The organism is Fibrobacter sp. (genome assembly GCA_017503015.1).
Classification (GTDB): Bacteria; Fibrobacterota; Fibrobacteria; order Fibrobacterales; family Fibrobacteraceae; genus Fibrobacter.
The window spans coordinates 15,852-34,516 of the sequence record JAFVTX010000003.1; the positions used below are offsets into that span (position 1 = coordinate 15,852).

The window sequence follows — 18,665 nt, forward strand, 5'->3', positions numbered from 1 at the left end:
TGAGGTCGCTTCGCTTTGAGGCATGAGGTCGGCGCTTTGCGCCTTTGGGGTGCGAGGAACCAGGTATGGGGGATTATCTAATTTCTAAGTTCCACATTGCACATTGCTCATAACTCATAACTCACTACTCACTACTCACCACTCACAACTCATAACTCACAACTCATAACTCACAACTCATAACTATATTTACGCCATGCTCTTCGCCCTTTTCAAAATGATTCGTCCGGTAAACGTCGTCATCGCCATGGTGACGCTTGCCATCGGTTACTACCTGCTTGGAGTATTGCCCCTACAGGAAATGAACATCAGCTGGTTGACCTTGATTTTACAGGCCCTGGGCTTTGCCTTCGCCATCGGGTTTGCCAACATCCAGAATGACATCTGGGACCTGGAAACAGACAAACTGAACCGTCCGGAGCGTCCCCTTGTAAACGGAAAAATTTCAGTCTCCGCCGCCCAAAAGGTATGGATCGTTCTTCTTGTCCTCTCCCTTCTTTGTGGCCTTGCAGACAGTCTTATTACAAAGACGGGATTCACGTCGGCCATCTTCTTTGTGCTGCTAGACACGCTGCTCATCGCCTACAACAAAAAACTCAAGCACATCCCGCTGCTCAAGAACATGACCGTTGCCCTCCTGTGCGCGACTCCCTTAATCCTGTGCCTTTTCTACCCAACCGGAATCCCGGAAACCGAAGACCTGATGTGGACGCCTGCCGACAAAATCGGTTTTCTGTACCCCGCCATGATGTTCGCCTTTCTGCTGACGACGGCGCGGGAAATCTACAAAGACCTGGAAGACGAGATTGGAGACCTGAAGGCTGGCATCATGACTTTCCCGCTGATTGCAGGCGCCCCTACCGCAAGGCGCCTCGCAGGCTTCATCTGCATTTTTTGCTGGGCACTGCTCCCGCTTCCTGTGGTGCAAGGTTTCTATCCAACCTTGTTCCTTATTATTACGGCAGCCGTTCTCACACCGACTTTTGCCGCCATTCTAATTTTTGCTCACAAGAAGAACTATCGGCGGGCTCAAAAACTTGTAAAGGTCGCCATGTTCGCAGGCCTGGTGGCCCTACTTGTCTGCAGTTTCTAGGTTATGACAAACCGTTTATCAATAACGGACGACCACAAAGTTCAGGCCCGCTGTCCAAGACTTGGATGTAGCAGCACCTCCGTTAAAGAACAAACCATCCATGGTAGCGTTGGCAGAAATTCCAACACTCCATTGAGGAGCAACTCTCCATAGCTTGCCAAATTCAACAGACATAACCATACCGGTTTCGGCAATTTCAAAATCTTCCTCATAGCTGTCATAGTAATCGTATTCCGTGTCAGTTCCGGCAGCTTCAAATACGATTCCCACACCTGCACCTACAAAGACCCCGTGTATGACACTGTTGGTGTCAGTAGAAAGGAAAAAGTTCGTTCCCGCACCCAGTGTAAAACGGAGTGCATCCATTTCGTAATCAGCACGGATAATCTGGCGACCGTTGCTGTAACGCCTCACCTTGAAATCCCCCGAAGATACGGCAGAAAGGGACGCATTGAAAAAGAGGGCCAACCTGTTGGACACAAGGGTTCCAAGCTTCATCGAAATATCCGGACCATATCCGGAATATTCCTTGCGGATAGAATTTCCCTTGTCACCGATAATCCAGACACCGTCCTGATTAGGGTCCTTGGTCCGAACGTATTCCTTGAAGGACAAGTCGGCATAGCGAAGTCCCAGTCCAAAAGTCAAGAAAAAACTGTTCCTTTCGCGAGCTTCCTTTGCATCGGTCTTTTGGGCTTGTGCCGCCAAAAGTGAGCCTATAGAAACCTGTAATTGCGGACGAGTCTGAGCCGTATCCACAGGCGCAGCTTCTTCCTTTGCAACAGGAGCCACTTCAACCTTTGCCGTATCGGGAACCGCATCGGCAGTGTCCTGCAAAACAGTATCCTGAACTGGGGCTGTTTGAGCAACAAGGGCAGAGGAATCGGCCACAGGGGCATTCTCTGCCGCGATGGGTTCGGAGTCCACCCGAACAAACAGGGTGTCAGAAGCAGGATTATTTCCTTCATCGGCTGCCAGGGCAGCCACCGCAAAAGCAAGGGGAGCAAAGTAAGCTAATCTCATAATGACCTAAATATATATTTTCTAAATTTTATTTGAAAGAACGGACCTACAGGCCTACAACCTAAAACCTGTAACCTAAAACCTATTTATGAAAAACGTCGATACTATTGCAGTTTTGGACTTTGGCGGGCAGTACGCCCACCTGATTGCTAACCGCGTGCGCCGCCTGGGCGTGTTTACCGAAATCCACTCCCCCGCCGCTCCCGTCAGTGAGCTCGAAGGCGTGAAGGGAATCATCTACAGTGGCGGCCCCAGTAGCGTGTACGCGGCCGACGCCCCGGAATACAATCCTGAAATTCTGAACCTCCCGGTGCCCAAACTCGGCATCTGCTACGGTCACCAGCTCATCGCCCAGCAGTTGGGCGGGCACGTGGAACCGGGCAAGGTCAAGGAATACGGCATCGCCGACCTGATTGTGGGCGACGAAAACTGCCCGATTCTGAAGGGCCTCCCGAAGGCTAGCCCCATGTGGATGAGCCACGGCGACCAGGTGACGAAGCTCCCCGAGGGCTACAGGATTGTGGCCAGCACCAAGGACTGCGAAATCGCCGCCGTCGCTTTCGATAGCGACAAGCCCGAACGCCAGATTTTCGGCATCCAGTTCCACCCCGAAGTCACGCACAGCAAGTTCGGCATGAAGTTGCTCGAGAACTTCGTGGACTTCACGGGCGCAAAGAAGACCTGGAACATGAAGAGCTACTTGCCGCTCATCACGGAACGCATCAAGGAACAGGTCAAGGACCGCAAGGTTTTCCTGCTCGTGAGTGGCGGCGTGGACTCCACCGTGGCATTCGTGCTCCTGAACCGCGTGCTCGGACCGGAAAAGGTCTTGGGTCTGCACGTGGACAACGGCATGATGCGCCTTGGCGAATCCCAGAAGATTATGGAATTCTTGAAGGCCGAGGGAATGAACAACCTCAAGGTCCGCGACGCCAGCGAACACTTCCTCGCGAAGCTCAAGGGCGTGACTGCGCCGGAAACCAAGCGCGGCATCATCGGTAAGGAATTCTTGACGGTGAAGGACGAGGAAATGGCGAAGCTCAACCTCGATCCTAACCAGTGGATGATGGCGCAGGGCACCATCTACCCCGACACCATCGAAAGCGGCGGCACCAAGAACGCCGACAAGATCAAAACGCACCACAACCGCGTGCAGGAAGTTTTGGACCTCATGGAAAAGGGCCTCGTCTTGGAACCACTCGCCGACCTGTACAAGGACGAAGTCCGTGCCCTCGGCGAAGAACTCGGCATTCCGCACAACCTCGTGTGGCGTCACCCATTCCCGGGTCCGGGCCTCGGCGTTCGCCTGCTCTGCAGCGAAGGCAAGCTCACCGACGATATGGTGAAGTTTGAAGACGTGAAGGATACCGCCGGTCAGTCCCTCGCCGACTACCTGAAGGCGAACAACATTGCGGGCCGCCTGCTCCCCATCAAGAGCGTGGGCGTGCAGGGCGACGGCCGTACTTACGCGCAGCCGTTCCTCATCACCACGACCGGCCTTAGCTGGAAGGATTGCGAAAAGTTCTCCACCGAACTTGCCAACCGTTTCAAGGCCATCAACCGCGTCATCTACCAGATTGGCAGCGTGGCCGATGAAGACCCGAAGCTTGTGGAACAGTTCGCCACCCGTGAGAACTTTGATACGCTCCGCAAGTTCGACAACATCTGCACTGAATTTCTGCAGGCAAACGACCTGTACGAAAAAATCTGGCAGATGCCGGTCGTACTAGTCCCGCTCCGCACGGCGGGCAAGCCCTGCATCGTGATGCGCCCGGTGAACTCCACCGAAGCCATGACCGCAAACTTCGCCGAAATCGACCAGGGAATGCTGGCCGGACTCTGGCGCAAGTTCGAAGCAGAAGGTGCAGGCTCGCTGTGGTACGACGTGACCCACAAGCCCCCTGGAACCATTGAGTGGGAATGATTTATTCTAGGCTAGGCCTTCGTCGAACCAGCGTTGCAAAATAATGGCAGCAGCGGCACAGTCTATGACCGCCTTGTTGGCCTTTTTCTTTTTAACGCTCCAGTGAGCAGTCTGTTCCTGGGCCTGCACACTAGAATATGATTCATCCTGTGTATGGATTTTCATGCCAGGAAACCGCAGTTCCAAGTCCTTGATAAAAGCCTCCACCACCACGTTCTTGCCGTCCTTGCGGCCATCGGGGTGGTAGGGCATGCCCACTACAAACTCGTCCACCTTGTTCTGCTTTACAAGCTGGTCCAAACGTTCAAAGAGATTTGTGGTCTTGCAGTCTATCGTCTCGCGCGGGAACGCCATGCGAATCTCGGAATCCCCAAAGGCAATCCCTACACGATGTTCACCGTAATCAATGGACAGGTAATTCACGGCAAGCCCCACAATTACTCCGGATAGGCGCAACAGCGGAAACCGATAACGGGAGACTTGTAATAAGCAGAAGCTCCACGATAGGCCGTGGTCTTGCCCGTCAAGAACACCACTTCGATATGGTCCGGCACGTACTTGAGGCCGTTACTGATGGTCTCGAGCCATTTATCCCCGCCGTTCTTGTATTCGGAATAGAGGGCGTAATCTGTACCGATAACCGCACCTGTCGTGTCCTGAACCTTGAAGAACTGCAAGGAATCCTTAAAATCCTTGGTCCGCAAAAGCTTGTAAAGAGTTCTCGTGGTATCAGCCGCATAAACCGTATCTACCTTGGCGCCTTCACGATACAAGAAAACAGAATCCTTCACATATTCCAGACGGGTAAAATAAGGGAACGACCGGTTCGTGCAATAAGCAATTTCTTCCCTTTCCAAACCGTTGAACACTTTATAACTTCCACCCTTCACCACGGCAGCTGAATCTTCGGAACGGCCCTTTGCCCATTCCTGGAGTTGTCCCGGGAAATCCCTAATGCCCATAGGGTTCACACAACGCGGGTTGCGTAAAGTTATGTCGTTTGCACTAGCAGAATCATTGGTCGCCACGTTACAATAACTGAACAGGTATTCCGTAGCATCGATTTCATCTTCTTGAAGCACCCCGTAAGAAAGCGTGCCGCCAGAAAGACAGACCCGTTCCCAATCTCGTTCATTACAGAGACTCACCTTGAATCCGCTGGCCGTAATCGCTTCGCAGGCTGCCAGGGCTTCGGAGTACAGCACATTGCTCACGAACTTGCCGGAATCATCCTGGTGTTCAAACCTTTCCATACAGAAAACCGTATCTTTAGAAACAGACACCGGCAGGAACCCGTCTGGGCAAGTCACCTGTTTGGCAAGGCTCCCTGGAGACACCGCAATAGTATCAATCAATGCTACGGAGTAATATCCCGACTTATCCTTGGAACGAATCCTTAGAATCAAGGTATCCCCAGGAGAAACCCAACGAATAGTGTCCGTCACAAAGGAACCGGTAGAGGCAACCTTCATGGTATCGGCGCTTCTTGTGTACAAGATGGAATAACGGCCTTCTCCACCCACGTTATCGTAGGTTATCCATTCCTTTGAAGCCGTGTCGTAATAGTCGACTACGTATGAAGCGACCGTATCAAAGCAAATTCCAAATCCACAGGTATCGGGAATCCACAAAACCGTATCCGCAATAATCCCATGGTTCTTATTCGTTGGATCAAGGCTTCGATTCCAGAAAATCCGCAGGCGGTTGTTGCTGTCGAGCCGAGCCATTCCCGGGAACAGGGTATCTTCCAGCACGTAGAGCTTTGTAGGCATCAAGGGCGCAATGGAATCGGTAGTCATGAACAGTTGATAAGATTCTACCGTGGCCACACCCTCGTTACCGGAGGAATTTCCGCTAGAATCCCAAGACGAGAGCCCGATATTATATTTGGACTGCGCCTTCAGGCCTTCAAACACCACACGGAAACGGTTCAGGCTATCTGTATCGAAGTCGAATCCTTTACCATCCAACACCACAAAGCGCAAATAGTTCTTCACGTTATTATCGTGGCTAACTCCGTCCACCCAGACAGAATCATTGTTGGCACGGATTCTGGCGTGACGCTTGTAAAGTACGCCTCCCGTCATATCCTGACCATTGGGCGCATAGAGGCTGATCTTGACATTGCGCAGGTCCTCGTTCTTGTCCGGAGAATAAAGGACAATGTTGTAGCCCACAATGGGGCCAGAGAGTTCCATGGGCTTGTAAAAATCCGTCTGGTCCGTAGGCCTATACCACTCAATCAGGGCGCCTGTGGTCCATACGGAATCGTAGAGGCTCACCCGAGACGGCGGCATGTCATCGCCAAAATGAATGAACACCCGCTGTACAGCTCCCGGATCGTCATTGTCATCGTATTCGCAATAAAAAGCCACCTGAAGGCTGTCATAGGTATCCCGGAAATCCTTCACGTACTCCGTTACGTCAATAGTGTCGTAAAGAGCCTTGGTCCCTTGAGGGTAGTCGAAACTGGCCGTCGCCTTCGAAACCTGGTCCGAAGAAACCGCCTTGGAAGTGTCGTCCAAAACGGTAGTGTCCACCCACATGTAGATGCGGGCCAAGTTTTCGGTTTCAATGGGGTAACGGAGCCTAATGCGGTAACAGGCAGAGGTATCGCCTTCGGTAGCACAGGACCGGAGCACGCTCACATCCGAGGCTTCCCTATCGAACAGGAACTCGATAGTACTATCGTCGTCGGAACAGGCCGTCAAGGAAACGGCAAAAAAAGCCGCCCACATGGTGAGCACAGCCGGCCAAAACAGGGGCCTACGACACAGGTCTTTCAGACCGCAAAACATCATCTGGTTACAATATAGAAAAAAGCCCTATTCCAGGACAAACCTACGGTCCGCCACAAAATAAAAACGGCCGCTACAAGAGCGACCGTTCAAATCGAAACAAAATCGAATTAGGCTTCTTCGGGGTAGACAGAAACCTTCTGACGCTTTGCATCGAGGCGTTCGAACTTCACCTTGCCGTCAACCAGGGAGAACAAGGTGAAATCCTTGCCCATGCCCACGTTCACGCCACTGTGGAAGTGAGAACCGCGCTGACGAACGATGATGTTGCCAGCCTTGACGGTTTCGCCCGCGTACTTCTTAACACCAAGATACTTGGCGTTACTGTCGCGGCCGTTACGTACTGAACCTTGACCTTTCTTATGTGCCATGGATTAAGCCTCCTTAGCCTTGCGCAGAGAGTTCTTCTTGACCTTGGCGGGCTTTGCGATACCCTGGGCAATCTTTTCCTTGCGAGTAAGGGGCTTGTTCTGCTCCTTCTGCTTGGCGAGCGCGGCCACGCGAGCGCGGTTGCGTTCAATCACCTTGGGATCGACCTTTGCGGATTCTGCGCCGGAGCGAAGTTCCGTGACCAGCACCTCGGTATAGCCCTGACGATGACCGTTACGGCGTTCGTAACGGGTGCGACGCTTCTTCTTGAAAACGATGACGGTGTCATACTTGCCGTGGGCAAGGACTTCCACCTTCACGGAGGCGTCGTTCAGGACAGGGGTGCCGATTTGCACTTCTTTTCCTGCGAAAAGAAGAACGGACTTGAGCTCCAGTTCGGAACCAACAGCGGCGTCAAGAGTGGGGACCTTGTAGGCCTTGCCCAGCTCGACTTTATACTGGAAACCACCTGTTTCAACAATAGAATACATTTTGTAATCCTTTTTGGGTTGCTATTGGAGTCCCAAATTTAGCATAAAACGGCTAAATCGTAAAGGGATAAAGGGTTAAAAACGGCGATTTTTGGATTAAAATCGGGCATTTTTCACCCCGAACCAAGGGGGGAAGTCTCCCCCTCGCTCTCCTTCGTTGGCTCCGTGACAAAGGTCCCTGAGCCCGCCGAAGGGCCGCTACCCCCTCTCCTAAGGGGACACCCCCTAACACCCCCGATTACGCTCCGGCGTCTTCCAGTCGTTTCACATGGCAATAAGCCAGTTCTTTGGTCTTTTCATCACGTAAATGCAGGCTGGAGCCTTCGCAGTAGCGCCAGTACTTGCAGGTCTTGCAGTCGCCAATCTTTGCCCAGCGGCGGTCCCGCATCACCTGGTAGCGGTTCTGCCACACGTCCCAGATATCGTCCTTGTAGATGTTCCCCTGGATGTAGTCGCCGCGGAGGCTCGGGCATGCCGAAATGCTCCCGTCGCAGAGCACGGAACTGACGTTCACACCGGCGCGGCAGAAGAAAGGGTAATTTCGGGCTTCTTTCTCGTAGCTCCCGAGGAACCCTTCGCAGCCGTAGTTCACATTGATGACCTTCAGGGACTTCACCTCCCGGATAAAGTCAAAGACTTGCCGGAATTCTTGGTTGGTCAACTGGAACAGCGGGTTGTCCTTGGCGCGGCCCTTGGGGAACACCGTCGCAATACGCCAGCGCTTCACGCCGATTTTCAGGAGAATTTCGAGAATCTTCGGCAGTTCCTTCAGGTTCTCCCGGTTCACGCAGGTCATCACGTCGAAAGTGAGCCCTTGGGTGTGAGCGGCCATGTCGATGGCCCGGAGCGCGTTGTCAAAGCTGGTGGGAGCGCCGCGGAAATGGTTGTGGCTTTCCCGGAGGCCGTCGAGGCTAATGGTAAGCGAGCGGAGCCCGGCGTTCAAAAGTCCCTTGTAACGCTCTGGCGTCATGGCAAGGCCGTTACTGACCATGCCCCAGGGATAGCCCCGCTTCTTGATTTCTTGCCCGCATTCTTCAAGGTCAGGGCGCATCAGGGGCTCGCCGCCGGTAATCACCACAATAAAATGTTTCGGGTCTATGTGTGGGGTAAGCTTGTCCAGAGCCCCCAAAAAATCTTCGCGGGGCATGTCCGGGATGGCATCCTTCACGCAGTCGCTACCGCAATGCAGACAGTGCAGGTTACAGCGCAGCGTACATTCCCAAAAGAAATAGGTCAGCGGGTGCGCCTTAATTTCGTTATGACGGTAAAGACGATAGGCTTCGAGGGCGAGTTTTTTCTTAAAACAAAGATGCATGGAAACTATTCATCTTCCGTCGGCTTTTCAGGGCAGTTTATGGTGGGAAAACACCCGGCCAATGGGTCAGGGTCAAGGTTGGGATTGCGTTCTATGCAAACTTCCTGGGCCGACTCGCAGTTCTTGGCCTTGTCGGAACCCGCCTCAGGAGCCAGGGCTTCCACACCTTCTGGGAGCACCACCCCCTCCCCCGTGGCATCGGAAGGATCTCTCAAGTACCTGTTTCCATCGGTGCAGTCGATAATCTTGAATTCCTTGCCTGCTTCGTTTTTCGCCATGTCATTAAAACATAAGGTTATAGACTTAAAATCAGCAGGAGCACCATAAAGAGCGACTACCATGCCTACGGAATCCTCAACAGACATCCCCACATCTTCTTTCTTGTCAAATGACGAGTCGTGGTCTGATGTAGAATCGCCACAGCCTGCCCAGAAGAATCCGGTCAGTGCAAGTGCAATCTTTTTCCAATGCCGGTAGAACATTTTCGCTCCTTCACTACCCAAGCCTATCCAGCAAAATACAATTTTTTGATAAACCCATCAACGACGCACGTTCCTATTTGTGTGGACAGTCGATGGTCGGGGCGCAGTATTGCTTCTTGGAGCCACAATCGGTCTCTGCACAGGTGTCTGGGCCAAGCTTACAGTTTTTAGCATTCTTTCCGCCTGGTTCCGGGAAGCCAACAGTGACATCTTCCGGTATAGAAATCGGGTTTGTTGCACATATAGAGAATGGTGCCTGTTCCCGGGTCCATTTGTGACCGTCATCGCATTCAACAATGTCAATCTCTACGTCGTCCTTGTTTTTTACCGATGTGGCATAGCAGTTGATTGTTGTCGTATCAGGTTTGTAGGGACACTCGATAGTCGGGTAGCAGCCGCCATACTGCCGTCCCTGGGAATCAATTTTATCGACACAAAGCGGCGCTGCGTTGAAATTGCAATTGTCGCCCTCGATTCCCTCTCGCGGTTCGCTCCATAGAATGTCCTTCGGGATTCTGTCTTTTAAGCCCTCCGAGTACACGACAAAATCCTTGAGGTATTTTTTCCCGTTGTCGCATTCAAAAATACTATAAGAGGAGCCGGCGGTATCTTTTACAGACGTGGTGTAGCAGTTGACAGGCGCTCTGCCGCTGCTAGAACTACTGGAAGATTCATCCGTGTCGCCATTGTCGCTTATTGTAGCGGAAGACTCGACTTTATCGGAGTTGCTGCTCTGGTATTCCGGTGGAGGCCCATAAAGGCACTCAGCTTCTGACGAAGAATCGTCACAACCGGCCCAGAAAAAACTGGTCAGGGCAAGCAAAAAGACTTTCCAGTATTTGTAGAACATCATCTGCTCCTTTTCGCCCATTCCCTGTCAGTAATATACATTTTTTACCGTTCTAAAAGCACCTTTCAGAAAAAAAGGAAACCCATATCACAAAAAGCCCGCCTCGTGAGAAGCGGACTTGAAAGTTTCTAGGAGATCCCCGCCTGCGCGGGGATGACACCGCAGGATTAACCCAAAGTAACTACTACTTTATGAACACCCTTCGTAAAGATAGGTGCCACGTCGGCGTCAATCTTCTTGCCATCGACGATCATCTCGGCGACACCCTTGCACACGTGCTTCGGGTTCTTCACTTCGATTTCGTAGGTTGCACCACGGAACTTGCGGGTCACCTTGAAGCCGTCCCACTTGGAGGGGATGCAGGGGTTGATAATCAGGCCCTTGAAGCTTGCGCGGACACCGATGATGAACTGGGTTGCAGCCTGGTAGGTCCAGGAGCTGGTTCCGGAGAGCCATGCGTTACGGCCCATACCGAACTGCTTGTGTTCGTCACCGAGAATGTTCTGCGGGTAGCAATAAGGTTCCGATTCGAACTCGTCGAGCTTGGTGTTCTTGGCAGCCGGGTTAATTTGGCTGTAATACTGGAAGGCCTTGTCGCCACGGCCTAGAATCGTTTCGGCAATCATCACCCACGGGTTGGTGTGGAGGAAGATACCGCCGTTTTCCTTGGCTCCAGGAGGATAAGTGGAGATGCCACCCACGTTGGGGTCGAAGCCGCGGTAGCCCGGAGTAGAGCTCTTCACGCCGTTGGCGGTGTTGAGGAGCTTGTTCAGGCTGTCCATGCCCATCACGGCGCGGTCGCCGGTAGCGATACCGGAAATCACGGACCAGGACTGGCTATTGCAGTAAATCTTGCCGTACTTGGCCTTGTTGGTGCCGTAGGCGTTGCCCTGCTTGTCGAACCAGCGGACCCACCACTTGCCGTCCCAGGCGCTCTTGTTGAAAGCGGCCTTCACGTCTTCGTACCACTTCTTGTACATTTCCACGGACTTCTTGTCGCCGAGAGCTTCGCAGATGTCCATCATCTCGAGCAATGCCTTGGCGTAGAGGCCGGTGTTGAAAGAAGATTCTGCACCGAGAGGCAGGTTCATGCAGTCGTTCCAGTCAGCAAAGCCAAGGAGCGGAAGGCCGTGCTTGCCCAAGTGAGTGCGGGTAAAGTTGAGGGAGCGCTTCAGGTGTTCAAGGACAGTGCCCTTTTCACGCTGGGCGCGCTTCTTGCCAGCTTCGTAGAACGGAACTTCTTTCTTGAGAAGATCCATCTTGCCGGTTTCCTTGAGGTAGTTTGCAATCGTGAGCACGATCCAGAGGTGGTCATCGCCGTACCAGTCAGCGTAAGCCGGCTGGCCCTTTTCGTCGAGGACGCCCTTCTTTTCGCGGGAGTCGCCGGCGTTTGCTTCGTTGCCGTTGTCTTCTTCGAGGGCAAGCGGAGCGTACTGGTGCATGGCGTTACCTTCGGGGCGCTGCACAGAGAGCAGGTTCAAAGCGAGCTGGAGAGCTTCTTCCGGCATGTGGCTCATGACGCCCATCAGGTCCTGGCTGGAGTCACGGTAACCGATACCGCGGCTGGTGCCGTAGCCCAGCTGGTACAGGGACAGGTAGCGGCTCCAGTTCTTGGTGGTGTGGCACTGACGGGGGTTGTGGACGTTCACCATGGAGTTGAACGCTGCATCCGGAGTCTGCACCTGGATAGTAGAAAGGTAGTTCTGCCAGAACTTGGCCAGTTCGTCGAAAGCCTTGTCCACGTTCTTCAGGTCGCGGTACTTGGCGATGGCCTTGGCGGCAACCTTCAGGCTCTGTTCCTGACCGAGCTGGGTGCAGGTGCGGAAGGTCTTGCCTGCGGCAATCTTGCCAGCGTGGATCATGAGAGCGGCAATGTTGTCGCCACGGTCGCATTCGCTGTTGGAAAGTTCTTTGTTGGCGAGGCTGAGCGGAGCTGCCCAGGAACCCATTTCGTTTGCGCCGAGGAACACGCGGCGGTCGCCATCGAAGCTACCGACCTTGCAGTTAGCGGTCACATAGTTCACGGCAAAATCGCGCTTCATGTAGGCGTACTGTTCCAGCACCACGTGGCCGTCCTTTTCCCAGTGGCCCTTGAGGGTCATGGTCTGGGGAACCCAGTCGGCGTTGGTGAGCTGCTTTTCAGCTTCGAAATGGCTGAATTCATAAACCGGGATAATGTCCACTTCCTTGGCGGTCTTGTCGAGGTTGGTGACCTGGATGTCCTGGAGGAGAGTGTTGGAGCCGGTCGGAACGAAAATCGTCACTTGCGTACGGAGGCCTTCGCATTCGGCAATCCAGCGCATGTAAGAAAGACCCACGTGACATTCCCACTTCTTCATCTTGGTGAGGGTCGGGACCACAAACGGGGAGAACACGGTGTAACCCTTGGCGTTCTTCACACGGATATAGATGGTGCTAGCCTTGAAGTCAGAGCAGGGCATCTGGGCGATGTACTTGGTGATACGGTTCAGGGCGGGGTCGCCCTTGCAAACCAGGGTACCGCCGGTGGTATCCACGATACCGCCGAAGTTCAAAGTACCGACGTAGTTACACCACTTAATCGGGGTTGCCGGGGTGGTGAGCACGTATTCTTTCTTGGCGTCATCGAAGTAGCCGTACTTGGCGGCCGGGGCCTTGGAGGCGACCTTCTTGACACTCTTCTTCTGTTTTGTAGCCATTGTATCTCCGTGAGAGGGGGGTTAATAGAGGTTAGGGGTTAGAGGCTAGGGGCTAGAGACACCAGCCATAAACCACAAATTTTTTCATGACAAATATAGTTTTTAGTAAAATGTTCTCAAACAGCCGAGGGGTTAAAAAACTAGATCCTAGCCCCTAGATCCTAAATCCTAATCTTTCTTCTGGTTGAAATTCTCAAAATCCCGGTTACCGAAGTTGATGTAGAAGTAGCCGTCCAGCTTCTTATTGCGGATGGGGTCCCGCAAAATGCCGATAGCGGCACGCACGTACTTGAGTTCCACCAGAATGTGGTCCCGGCTCATGCAGTTGAGGAAGGGACCTTCGGGGTAAAGGGTGGGCCTGGGTTCTTCGGCGATCATCTTCTCGAGATTCTCGATTTCCTGCACCAGGCGGCGCTCGTGGGCCTCCAGGGTGCGGATAAGTTCCTTGTTCTCGGCACCGTAGAGGAAGGCAAAACCAAGCGTCCTCGGGTCGTCGTTGAACCCGGTCAGATGCTTGAGGACCTCCTTGCGGAGGGTTTCCTTCCCCTTCTCGGTAATGCTGTACATCACGCGTTCGGGGCGATTGCCGTCTTTTTCGGCACGGCCAAGGATACTTCCATTCTTTTGCAGGGTGGTCAAGCGGTTATAGACCGTAGAGGTGCTGATCTTTGCCCAGCGGTCCAGCTCGCGGACCCGAATCTCCGTAATGATGTCATATCCGCTGCGTTCCTTTTCATCAATCAAGCCCAAAAGCACCAGGTCATAACGGTTCATCAAAATTCCTTCGTTTTAGCGCGATATTATTCGCACGTGTGATTATTCCAACTTGGAATATATACAAAAAAAAGCACAAAGGTACAGAGAATTGTAAAAAAAGACCCTGATTTTGCGAAAATATTAGTTTACAAGGTTGAAAGGACAGATTTAATTGCACATTTTGCTGTACATCTCACTTTTCTGTTCAGGAGTGTACTTTTCGTCGGCTGTTCCTTGCGCCGTCATATTGAGCATATCCCCTTCGCATGTGGCAAACATGGTCATATCCGTTTCGTCTGAAGCCGCCGCCATGGTTCCAAAAACGGTGAGTAAGGCAGCTGTTTGCATACATTCCTCTTCGCTTTGGGCTTTACCTTCAGTAGCAATACTAAACCACAGGTCACCGTTGTCCTTGAATTTGATAGTTACATCAACTGAAGAATCCGCTTCAACTGTTTCAAAATGCCATTCATCGTCATCTAACGAGAATGTACAATCCATTTTCTGGTCTGGCACATACCTGGTCACATCCATGCCCGTGGAACCCGACGACAGGTCTCCGGAACCGCCCCCAAAATCACTAAACCAATCATCTCCCCAGCCATCATCAGGAAAATCGAAGGATTCTGAACTTGTGCCACCGCCCGTGGAACTGCTACTTTCTGAACCTACATTAGCCGAGCTGCCTTTCGCTGATTCCTTGTCTCCAGTCTGGTTAAACCCGGGAATATTCGAAAGATCATCATCACCGCGGGAACCCTTGTCTGGGCTGGAAACGCTCTGGGAGCAAGCCCAGAACAGGACTAAGCAGGAACAGGCCAAGGCGATTTTCAACAACTTCATAACAAACCCCTCTCTAACTTAAATCAATATATATAAATCCTGACAAATTCGTCTATATGGGATTGTCAATATCCACAAATACCGCCGGAATCCCCAAATCAGCCGTAATTTTTTGAGCCAGGGCCCGAACTCCGAAGACCTCGGTCCGGTGGTGGCCGCAGGCAATGAGGTTAAAACCAGCCTCTTCTACCGCAATAGGCACGTTTTCCTTGATTTCGCCGGTCACAAATGCATCGCAGCCCAGGGCCATGGCCTCTTCTAGGCCAGAAGCGCCGCTCCCGCTGCAGATGGCCACACGGCGGATCTTGTCGGAGCCGAACATGAAGCTGTTCTGGACGCCTGCAGGAAACGCCTGGGCGGCAATTTCCAGAAAACGCTCCTTGGAAACAGGCGTGCCCCACTCCCCCACCTGGCCCACGCATTTTTCACCTTCTTGCATGAAGCCTTCCACCACATTAAGTCCCAAGGCCTTGGCAATCAGGGCGTTGTTCCCGATTTCGGGGTGGCCGTCCAGAGGCAGGTGAAAACCGTAGAGGGAAATCCCGTGCTGCATAAGCTGGTGAATACGCCTGCCGAAATGACCTACCGGAATCTTGGAATCCCCGTTCCAGAAGCCATTTGGGTGATGGACGATGATTGCATCCGCACCCTCTTCGATGGCGCGCTCAATCAGGCGGTCGCGAAAAGAAACGCCTGTTACCACCTTGGTCACCTTGTCAGAAGCCTCTACACAAAGTCCGTCAACGCAGTAATCCTTGAACGCCGCCGGAGTGAGCAAACGGTCTAGCCAACACGAAAAATCCTTCAATTCCATAAAAGCCTCTAATAGCAGTCTCTACTGAATATATAACAAAAAATGCGAAAAAACGAGATTTTTCCGAAAAATGTAACCATTTGTTATCACCGAAAGTGGCCGTAAATTCCTAGAAATCACATTTGCGGATGAAGAGGAAAAACGAAATAGAAAGATCTTTCGACGAAAGTATCGCCTATTTGCTGAGAAAAGGCCGGGAAAAGCATGGCCACTCCCAGGACCTCGTCGCCCAGGAAGCGGGCATCAGCCGGGTTACCCTAGGGAAATGGGAGCGGGGCGAAAAGACCCCGAATTCCTTTGATCTGTACAATGTGCTCAATGTCCTCAAGTGGGAACCTGAAGATTTTTGGGCAGAACTGGGCAAGCATTTTGAACCGACGGCAAAGCCCCTGCGGATTGCCGCCGAACGGACCAAAATAAAAGCCTATATCGAACAGACCAAGAAAAAAAGGGCCTAGTAACGAAACGAAAAGGAAAATCCCCCGCGTCGGCGAGGGACTTCTTGTGCTTCAAGTTCCGGTTGTACTTTGTCTTGTCGCGGACCACCCTGGTCCGTAACGTGGCTCCGTTCTGGGAGCCGTCTATGCGTAGCGCTCGCATTCTTGCGCTTTCTGTTGCGGCATCGGCAACCTTGCCCGCCGCTTTCGCTCTGTTTTTAGCCATAGAAGCCTCCTTAAGGGGTAAATATAAATTCTTATATTTACATTGGAAAGTCACATCACATGGATTTTTTTATGAAAAATTTTTTTATTCTTGCAACCTTAACTGCATTATTCATCGCTTGCGGTGATAGCAATTCTTCGTCAGCAACGGATAACGATATTTTATCTTCATCTGAAGATAATTCTATTGATTCGTCCTCAGACGATAAAATTGGGAGTTCGTCGTCGGAAAACAAAAAAGAACAAAGCTCTTCTTCAAGTATCCAAGAAACAAGTTCTTCTGTCAGCGAAATAGAATCTTCATCATCAGCAAACAACGAGCCAACTTACAACTTCAACGATGATGAACTCGTCATAAAACAAATTCCAATATTTGACAAATTTGAAGGAAAACCTTTTTACTTTACAACTGAACCAAGATGCACTTATCGGAATGGAACTTTTTCAACCAATCCCGATATGTCCGATTACGCCTATTTTTACGACATTTCAAAAGATACTCTTACAATGTCTCTAATAAAACTACATAAAATACTTGCCGGAAATTACGAAGACTTGCAACTCAGAGAAACATATTATGGTCAAAACAATACTATCAACGGAGAATGGGAATATCTGTGTTATCTTAGTTTAAACAGTGGAACATCTGATTGCCCACATAATTTCAAAATAATTATTACATCGGATACCATTTACAATATTCACTCCATCAACCAATCAAAGGACAAAAATATATTCGAAATTATCGGAAAAATTACACATGTTGATCTAGGATATTTCGAGGACCTGAATTCTGCAGAACGATCCACAAAATATGCAGAAAATGGTATCACCATAGATTCCTCTGGAGCAAAGACTTTAATAAACATTCATGACAAGGGAATCATATCTATTGACGAAATAGCTACCAAAGTTATAAACAACCACGAAACAATATCTACAAAAATAGCCTTGTCAACAGACAAAAAAGAATGCATTTTAACATCTGAACGCACCCCTGTTAAATCGTCAAAATACTGTTCCGAAGAATATCTTCCCTATCTTGAAATAGATGATTTTGATGGATATGTCTCAGCTTACACAAAAGGCAATCAAGAAGAATTTGACTCCTGCCTAGAGAACCTATTTAATTGAGTTTTGATTTAACGCAAAATATTCGCCGTCATGGATTCAAACGCCTGCTGCTTGCAGTTTCGGGCGGTCTAGATTCGATTTGCCTAGCGCATTATTTTATTTGCAATAAAGAGGCTTTTGGCATTGAATGGCTAGGGATTGCCCATGTGCATCACGGGCTGCGGGTCGGAACTGCCGACAGGGATGCTGCATTTGTGGAGTCTTTCGCCCGCAAGTATAACGTTCCATTTTTCTTAAAAAAGTTGGATGGCGAAGCCCTAAAAAGTGCCGAAGGCTCGCTGGAAGAAAACGCACGAGACGCCAGGTACAAGGCGCTGGAAGAAATATTCAACGAGACAGAAGATTCCCGCCTGCGCGGGGATGACAATAAGGACGTCATCGTGACAGCGCACCATGCAGGCGACCAGGCGGAAACCATGTACATGCGACTCCATCGCGGAACGACCCTTTCGGGACTCCGGGGAATCCAGGAATTTCGCATTCTTAGCAATAGCCAGGGCGTTGCGGGGCTGGCGTCTGAAGCCCCGCTAGAGGGGGTGATGGAAGACCGTGCAACGGGCTGCAATCAGGGGGAAACCTCCCCCACCTCGCGCCTATTCCGTCCTTTCCTTTCTGTCACCCGCGAAGAGCTTCTCGCCTACGCCCGCGAAACAACCTTGAATGGGTGGAAGACGAGAGCAACGCCGACGTGAATTTTGCACGGAACAGGATTCGGCACGAGATGTTGCCTCGGCTGGAGCGCGAATGCCCCGGTGCGACGGCTCAACTTTGCCGGATTGCCGCCCTTGCGGACAGGGCGTACGGGAAGGTGATGGAGGTGTGCGAGGGGCTATTCGGGACATGCCTGCGCGAGGATGACATTCCTCATGTCTCAATCATTCTGGACAAAAAGAAGTTCCGCAAGGTGCTGCTAGCCCACGAGAACACTGACCTTTCCGAAATGTTTCGGCTGTGGCTTTCGGAGAAGGGCCTGCGCTTTCCTATCGGGTTCTTTTACGATCCGAAAGAGCCTGCCTGCGTCAAAATCCCCCACCACGCCGTTTACCGCAGGCGCGCCATCGTAAAAATCGGCCAGTCAGTCCGAATTTGCGAATTTGACAGCCCCGAAGAAGCCGAGATTTTTGTATCTTGCGGAAAGAAAAATAAAGGATTATAATGAGCCAACCCAAGAAGCCCACCTCCCCTTTCAAGAATCGCAATTTTATCATCGTCCTTGTGATGCTTTTGATGCTGTTCGTGATGTTCCCCCTCACAGGGAAAAGCAGCGAACAGGACATGACCCGCACGGAATTTCTCGCCATGATGGGAGATTCCACCAAGGTGATTACGGAACTTACGCTCCAGAAGACCCCCGACGGCATCATCATCGAAGGGGCCTACCAGATGAGCCCCGAAGAAATCGCCAAGGCAAACGAACAGCGCAGCGCCCTCGC

16 protein-coding genes and 1 pseudogene are annotated in these 18,665 nt (G+C 51.6%); 5 read left to right on the top strand and 12 right to left on the bottom strand.

Translation table 11 applies throughout. The features are described 5' to 3' along the window. Nucleotides 1-187 precede the first annotated feature (187 nt). Complete coding sequence (locus tag IKB43_00980) at nt 188-1,093, top strand: geranylgeranylglycerol-phosphate geranylgeranyltransferase (protein ID MBR2468720.1); 906 nt, start codon at nt 188-190, stop codon at nt 1,091-1,093. An 18-nt stretch (nt 1,094-1,111) separates the two neighbouring features. On the opposite strand, the gene IKB43_00985 is transcribed toward IKB43_00980, so the two are convergent. Continuing rightward, entirely contained in the window at nt 1,112-2,116 is a 1,005-nt protein-coding gene (locus IKB43_00985) for a hypothetical protein (protein ID MBR2468721.1), read from the bottom strand. Between the two features lie 88 nt (nt 2,117-2,204). Between IKB43_00985 and guaA the strand changes: the two genes are divergently transcribed. Continuing rightward, nucleotides 2,205-4,040, top strand: a complete 1,836-nt coding sequence (guaA, locus tag IKB43_00990) for a glutamine-hydrolyzing GMP synthase (GenBank protein ID MBR2468722.1) — start codon at nt 2,205-2,207, stop codon at nt 4,038-4,040. A 6-nt stretch (nt 4,041-4,046) separates the two neighbouring features. On the opposite strand, the gene ruvX is transcribed toward guaA, so the two are convergent. From ruvX to IKB43_01045, 11 genes are all read right to left on the bottom strand, one after another. Further along, entirely contained in the window at nt 4,047-4,463 is a 417-nt protein-coding gene (gene ruvX / locus IKB43_00995; GenBank protein ID MBR2468723.1) for a Holliday junction resolvase RuvX, read from the bottom strand. A gap of 14 nt (nt 4,464-4,477) precedes the next feature. After that, a complete protein-coding gene (locus tag IKB43_01000; GenBank protein MBR2468724.1) occupies nt 4,478-6,778 on the bottom strand; it encodes a hypothetical protein in 2,301 nt (766 codons plus the stop codon). Nucleotides 6,779-6,948: 170 nt separating this feature from the next. After that, the gene (rpmA, locus tag IKB43_01005; protein MBR2468725.1) at nt 6,949-7,209 is read right to left on the bottom strand and encodes a 50S ribosomal protein L27; all 261 of its coding nucleotides are present in this window, start codon (nt 7,207-7,209) and stop codon (nt 6,949-6,951) included. 3 nt (nt 7,210-7,212) lie between these two features. Continuing rightward, on the bottom strand, nt 7,213-7,698 hold the full coding sequence (rplU, locus tag IKB43_01010; protein ID MBR2468726.1) for a 50S ribosomal protein L21: 486 nt from the start codon (nt 7,696-7,698) through the stop codon (nt 7,213-7,215). Between the two features lie 238 nt (nt 7,699-7,936). Beyond that, entirely contained in the window at nt 7,937-9,013 is a 1,077-nt protein-coding gene (locus IKB43_01015) for a TIGR04133 family radical SAM/SPASM protein (GenBank protein ID MBR2468727.1), read from the bottom strand. 5 nt (nt 9,014-9,018) lie between these two features. Further along, complete coding sequence (locus IKB43_01020) at nt 9,019-9,495, bottom strand: hypothetical protein (protein ID MBR2468728.1); 477 nt, start codon at nt 9,493-9,495, stop codon at nt 9,019-9,021. Nucleotides 9,496-9,568: 73 nt separating this feature from the next. Further along, a complete protein-coding gene (locus IKB43_01025) occupies nt 9,569-10,366 on the bottom strand; it encodes a hypothetical protein (protein ID MBR2468729.1) in 798 nt (265 codons plus the stop codon). Between the two features lie 146 nt (nt 10,367-10,512). Then, nucleotides 10,513-13,023: a glycosyl transferase gene (locus IKB43_01030; protein ID MBR2468730.1), complete on the bottom strand. Its 2,511-nt coding sequence runs from the start codon at nt 13,021-13,023 to the stop codon at nt 10,513-10,515. Between the two features lie 168 nt (nt 13,024-13,191). Next, nucleotides 13,192-13,797, bottom strand: coding sequence for a PadR family transcriptional regulator (locus IKB43_01035; GenBank protein ID MBR2468731.1), 606 nt, complete (start codon nt 13,795-13,797; stop codon nt 13,192-13,194). Nucleotides 13,798-13,947: 150 nt separating this feature from the next. Next, on the bottom strand, nt 13,948-14,622 hold the full coding sequence (locus IKB43_01040; protein MBR2468732.1) for a hypothetical protein: 675 nt from the start codon (nt 14,620-14,622) through the stop codon (nt 13,948-13,950). Nucleotides 14,623-14,674: 52 nt separating this feature from the next. Then, nucleotides 14,675-15,436 (bottom strand): Nif3-like dinuclear metal center hexameric protein, encoded by a 762-nt coding sequence (locus tag IKB43_01045; protein MBR2468733.1) that lies wholly within the window; start codon nt 15,434-15,436, stop codon nt 14,675-14,677. A gap of 128 nt (nt 15,437-15,564) precedes the next feature. Between IKB43_01045 and IKB43_01050 the strand changes: the two genes are divergently transcribed. The 3 genes and pseudogenes from IKB43_01050 to tilS all read left to right on the top strand — a co-directional run bounded on the left by IKB43_01050 (nt 15,565) and on the right by tilS (nt 18,665). Next, entirely contained in the window at nt 15,565-15,894 is a 330-nt protein-coding gene (locus tag IKB43_01050) for a helix-turn-helix transcriptional regulator (GenBank protein MBR2468734.1), read from the top strand. A gap of 276 nt (nt 15,895-16,170) precedes the next feature. Beyond that, entirely contained in the window at nt 16,171-17,232 is a 1,062-nt protein-coding gene (locus IKB43_01055) for a hypothetical protein (protein MBR2468735.1), read from the top strand. Beyond that, a pseudogene (tilS, locus tag IKB43_01060) lies at nt 17,229-18,665 on the top strand (tRNA lysidine(34) synthetase TilS). Before IKB43_01055 ends, tilS begins: the two are co-directional and overlap by 4 nt.

What these genes read in the sequence shown, in the direction of transcription:
- IKB43_00985 (MBR2468721.1), bottom strand. Translation starts at nt 2,116, where the DNA reads ATGAGATTAGCTTACTTTGCTCCCCTTGCTTTTGCGGTGGCTGCCCTG.
- guaA (MBR2468722.1), top strand. Translation starts at nt 2,205, where the DNA reads ATGAAAAACGTCGATACTATTGCAGTTTTGGACTTTGGCGGGCAGTAC.
- IKB43_01000 (MBR2468724.1), bottom strand. Translation starts at nt 6,778, where the DNA reads ATGTGGGCGGCTTTTTTTGCCGTTTCCTTGACGGCCTGTTCCGACGAC.
- rpmA (MBR2468725.1), bottom strand. Translation starts at nt 7,209, where the DNA reads ATGGCACATAAGAAAGGTCAAGGTTCAGTACGTAACGGCCGCGACAGT.
- rplU (MBR2468726.1), bottom strand. Translation starts at nt 7,698, where the DNA reads ATGTATTCTATTGTTGAAACAGGTGGTTTCCAGTATAAAGTCGAGCTG.
- IKB43_01015 (MBR2468727.1), bottom strand. Translation starts at nt 9,013, where the DNA reads ATGCATCTTTGTTTTAAGAAAAAACTCGCCCTCGAAGCCTATCGTCTT.
- IKB43_01020 (MBR2468728.1), bottom strand. Translation starts at nt 9,495, where the DNA reads ATGTTCTACCGGCATTGGAAAAAGATTGCACTTGCACTGACCGGATTC.
- IKB43_01025 (MBR2468729.1), bottom strand. Translation starts at nt 10,366, where the DNA reads ATGGGCGAAAAGGAGCAGATGATGTTCTACAAATACTGGAAAGTCTTT.
- IKB43_01030 (MBR2468730.1), bottom strand. Translation starts at nt 13,023, where the DNA reads ATGGCTACAAAACAGAAGAAGAGTGTCAAGAAGGTCGCCTCCAAGGCC.
- IKB43_01035 (MBR2468731.1), bottom strand. Translation starts at nt 13,797, where the DNA reads ATGAACCGTTATGACCTGGTGCTTTTGGGCTTGATTGATGAAAAGGAA.
- IKB43_01040 (MBR2468732.1), bottom strand. Translation starts at nt 14,622, where the DNA reads ATGAAGTTGTTGAAAATCGCCTTGGCCTGTTCCTGCTTAGTCCTGTTC.
- IKB43_01045 (MBR2468733.1), bottom strand. Translation starts at nt 15,436, where the DNA reads ATGGAATTGAAGGATTTTTCGTGTTGGCTAGACCGTTTGCTCACTCCG.
- IKB43_01050 (MBR2468734.1), top strand. Translation starts at nt 15,565, where the DNA reads ATGAAGAGGAAAAACGAAATAGAAAGATCTTTCGACGAAAGTATCGCC.
- IKB43_01055 (MBR2468735.1), top strand. Translation starts at nt 16,171, where the DNA reads ATGAAAAATTTTTTTATTCTTGCAACCTTAACTGCATTATTCATCGCT.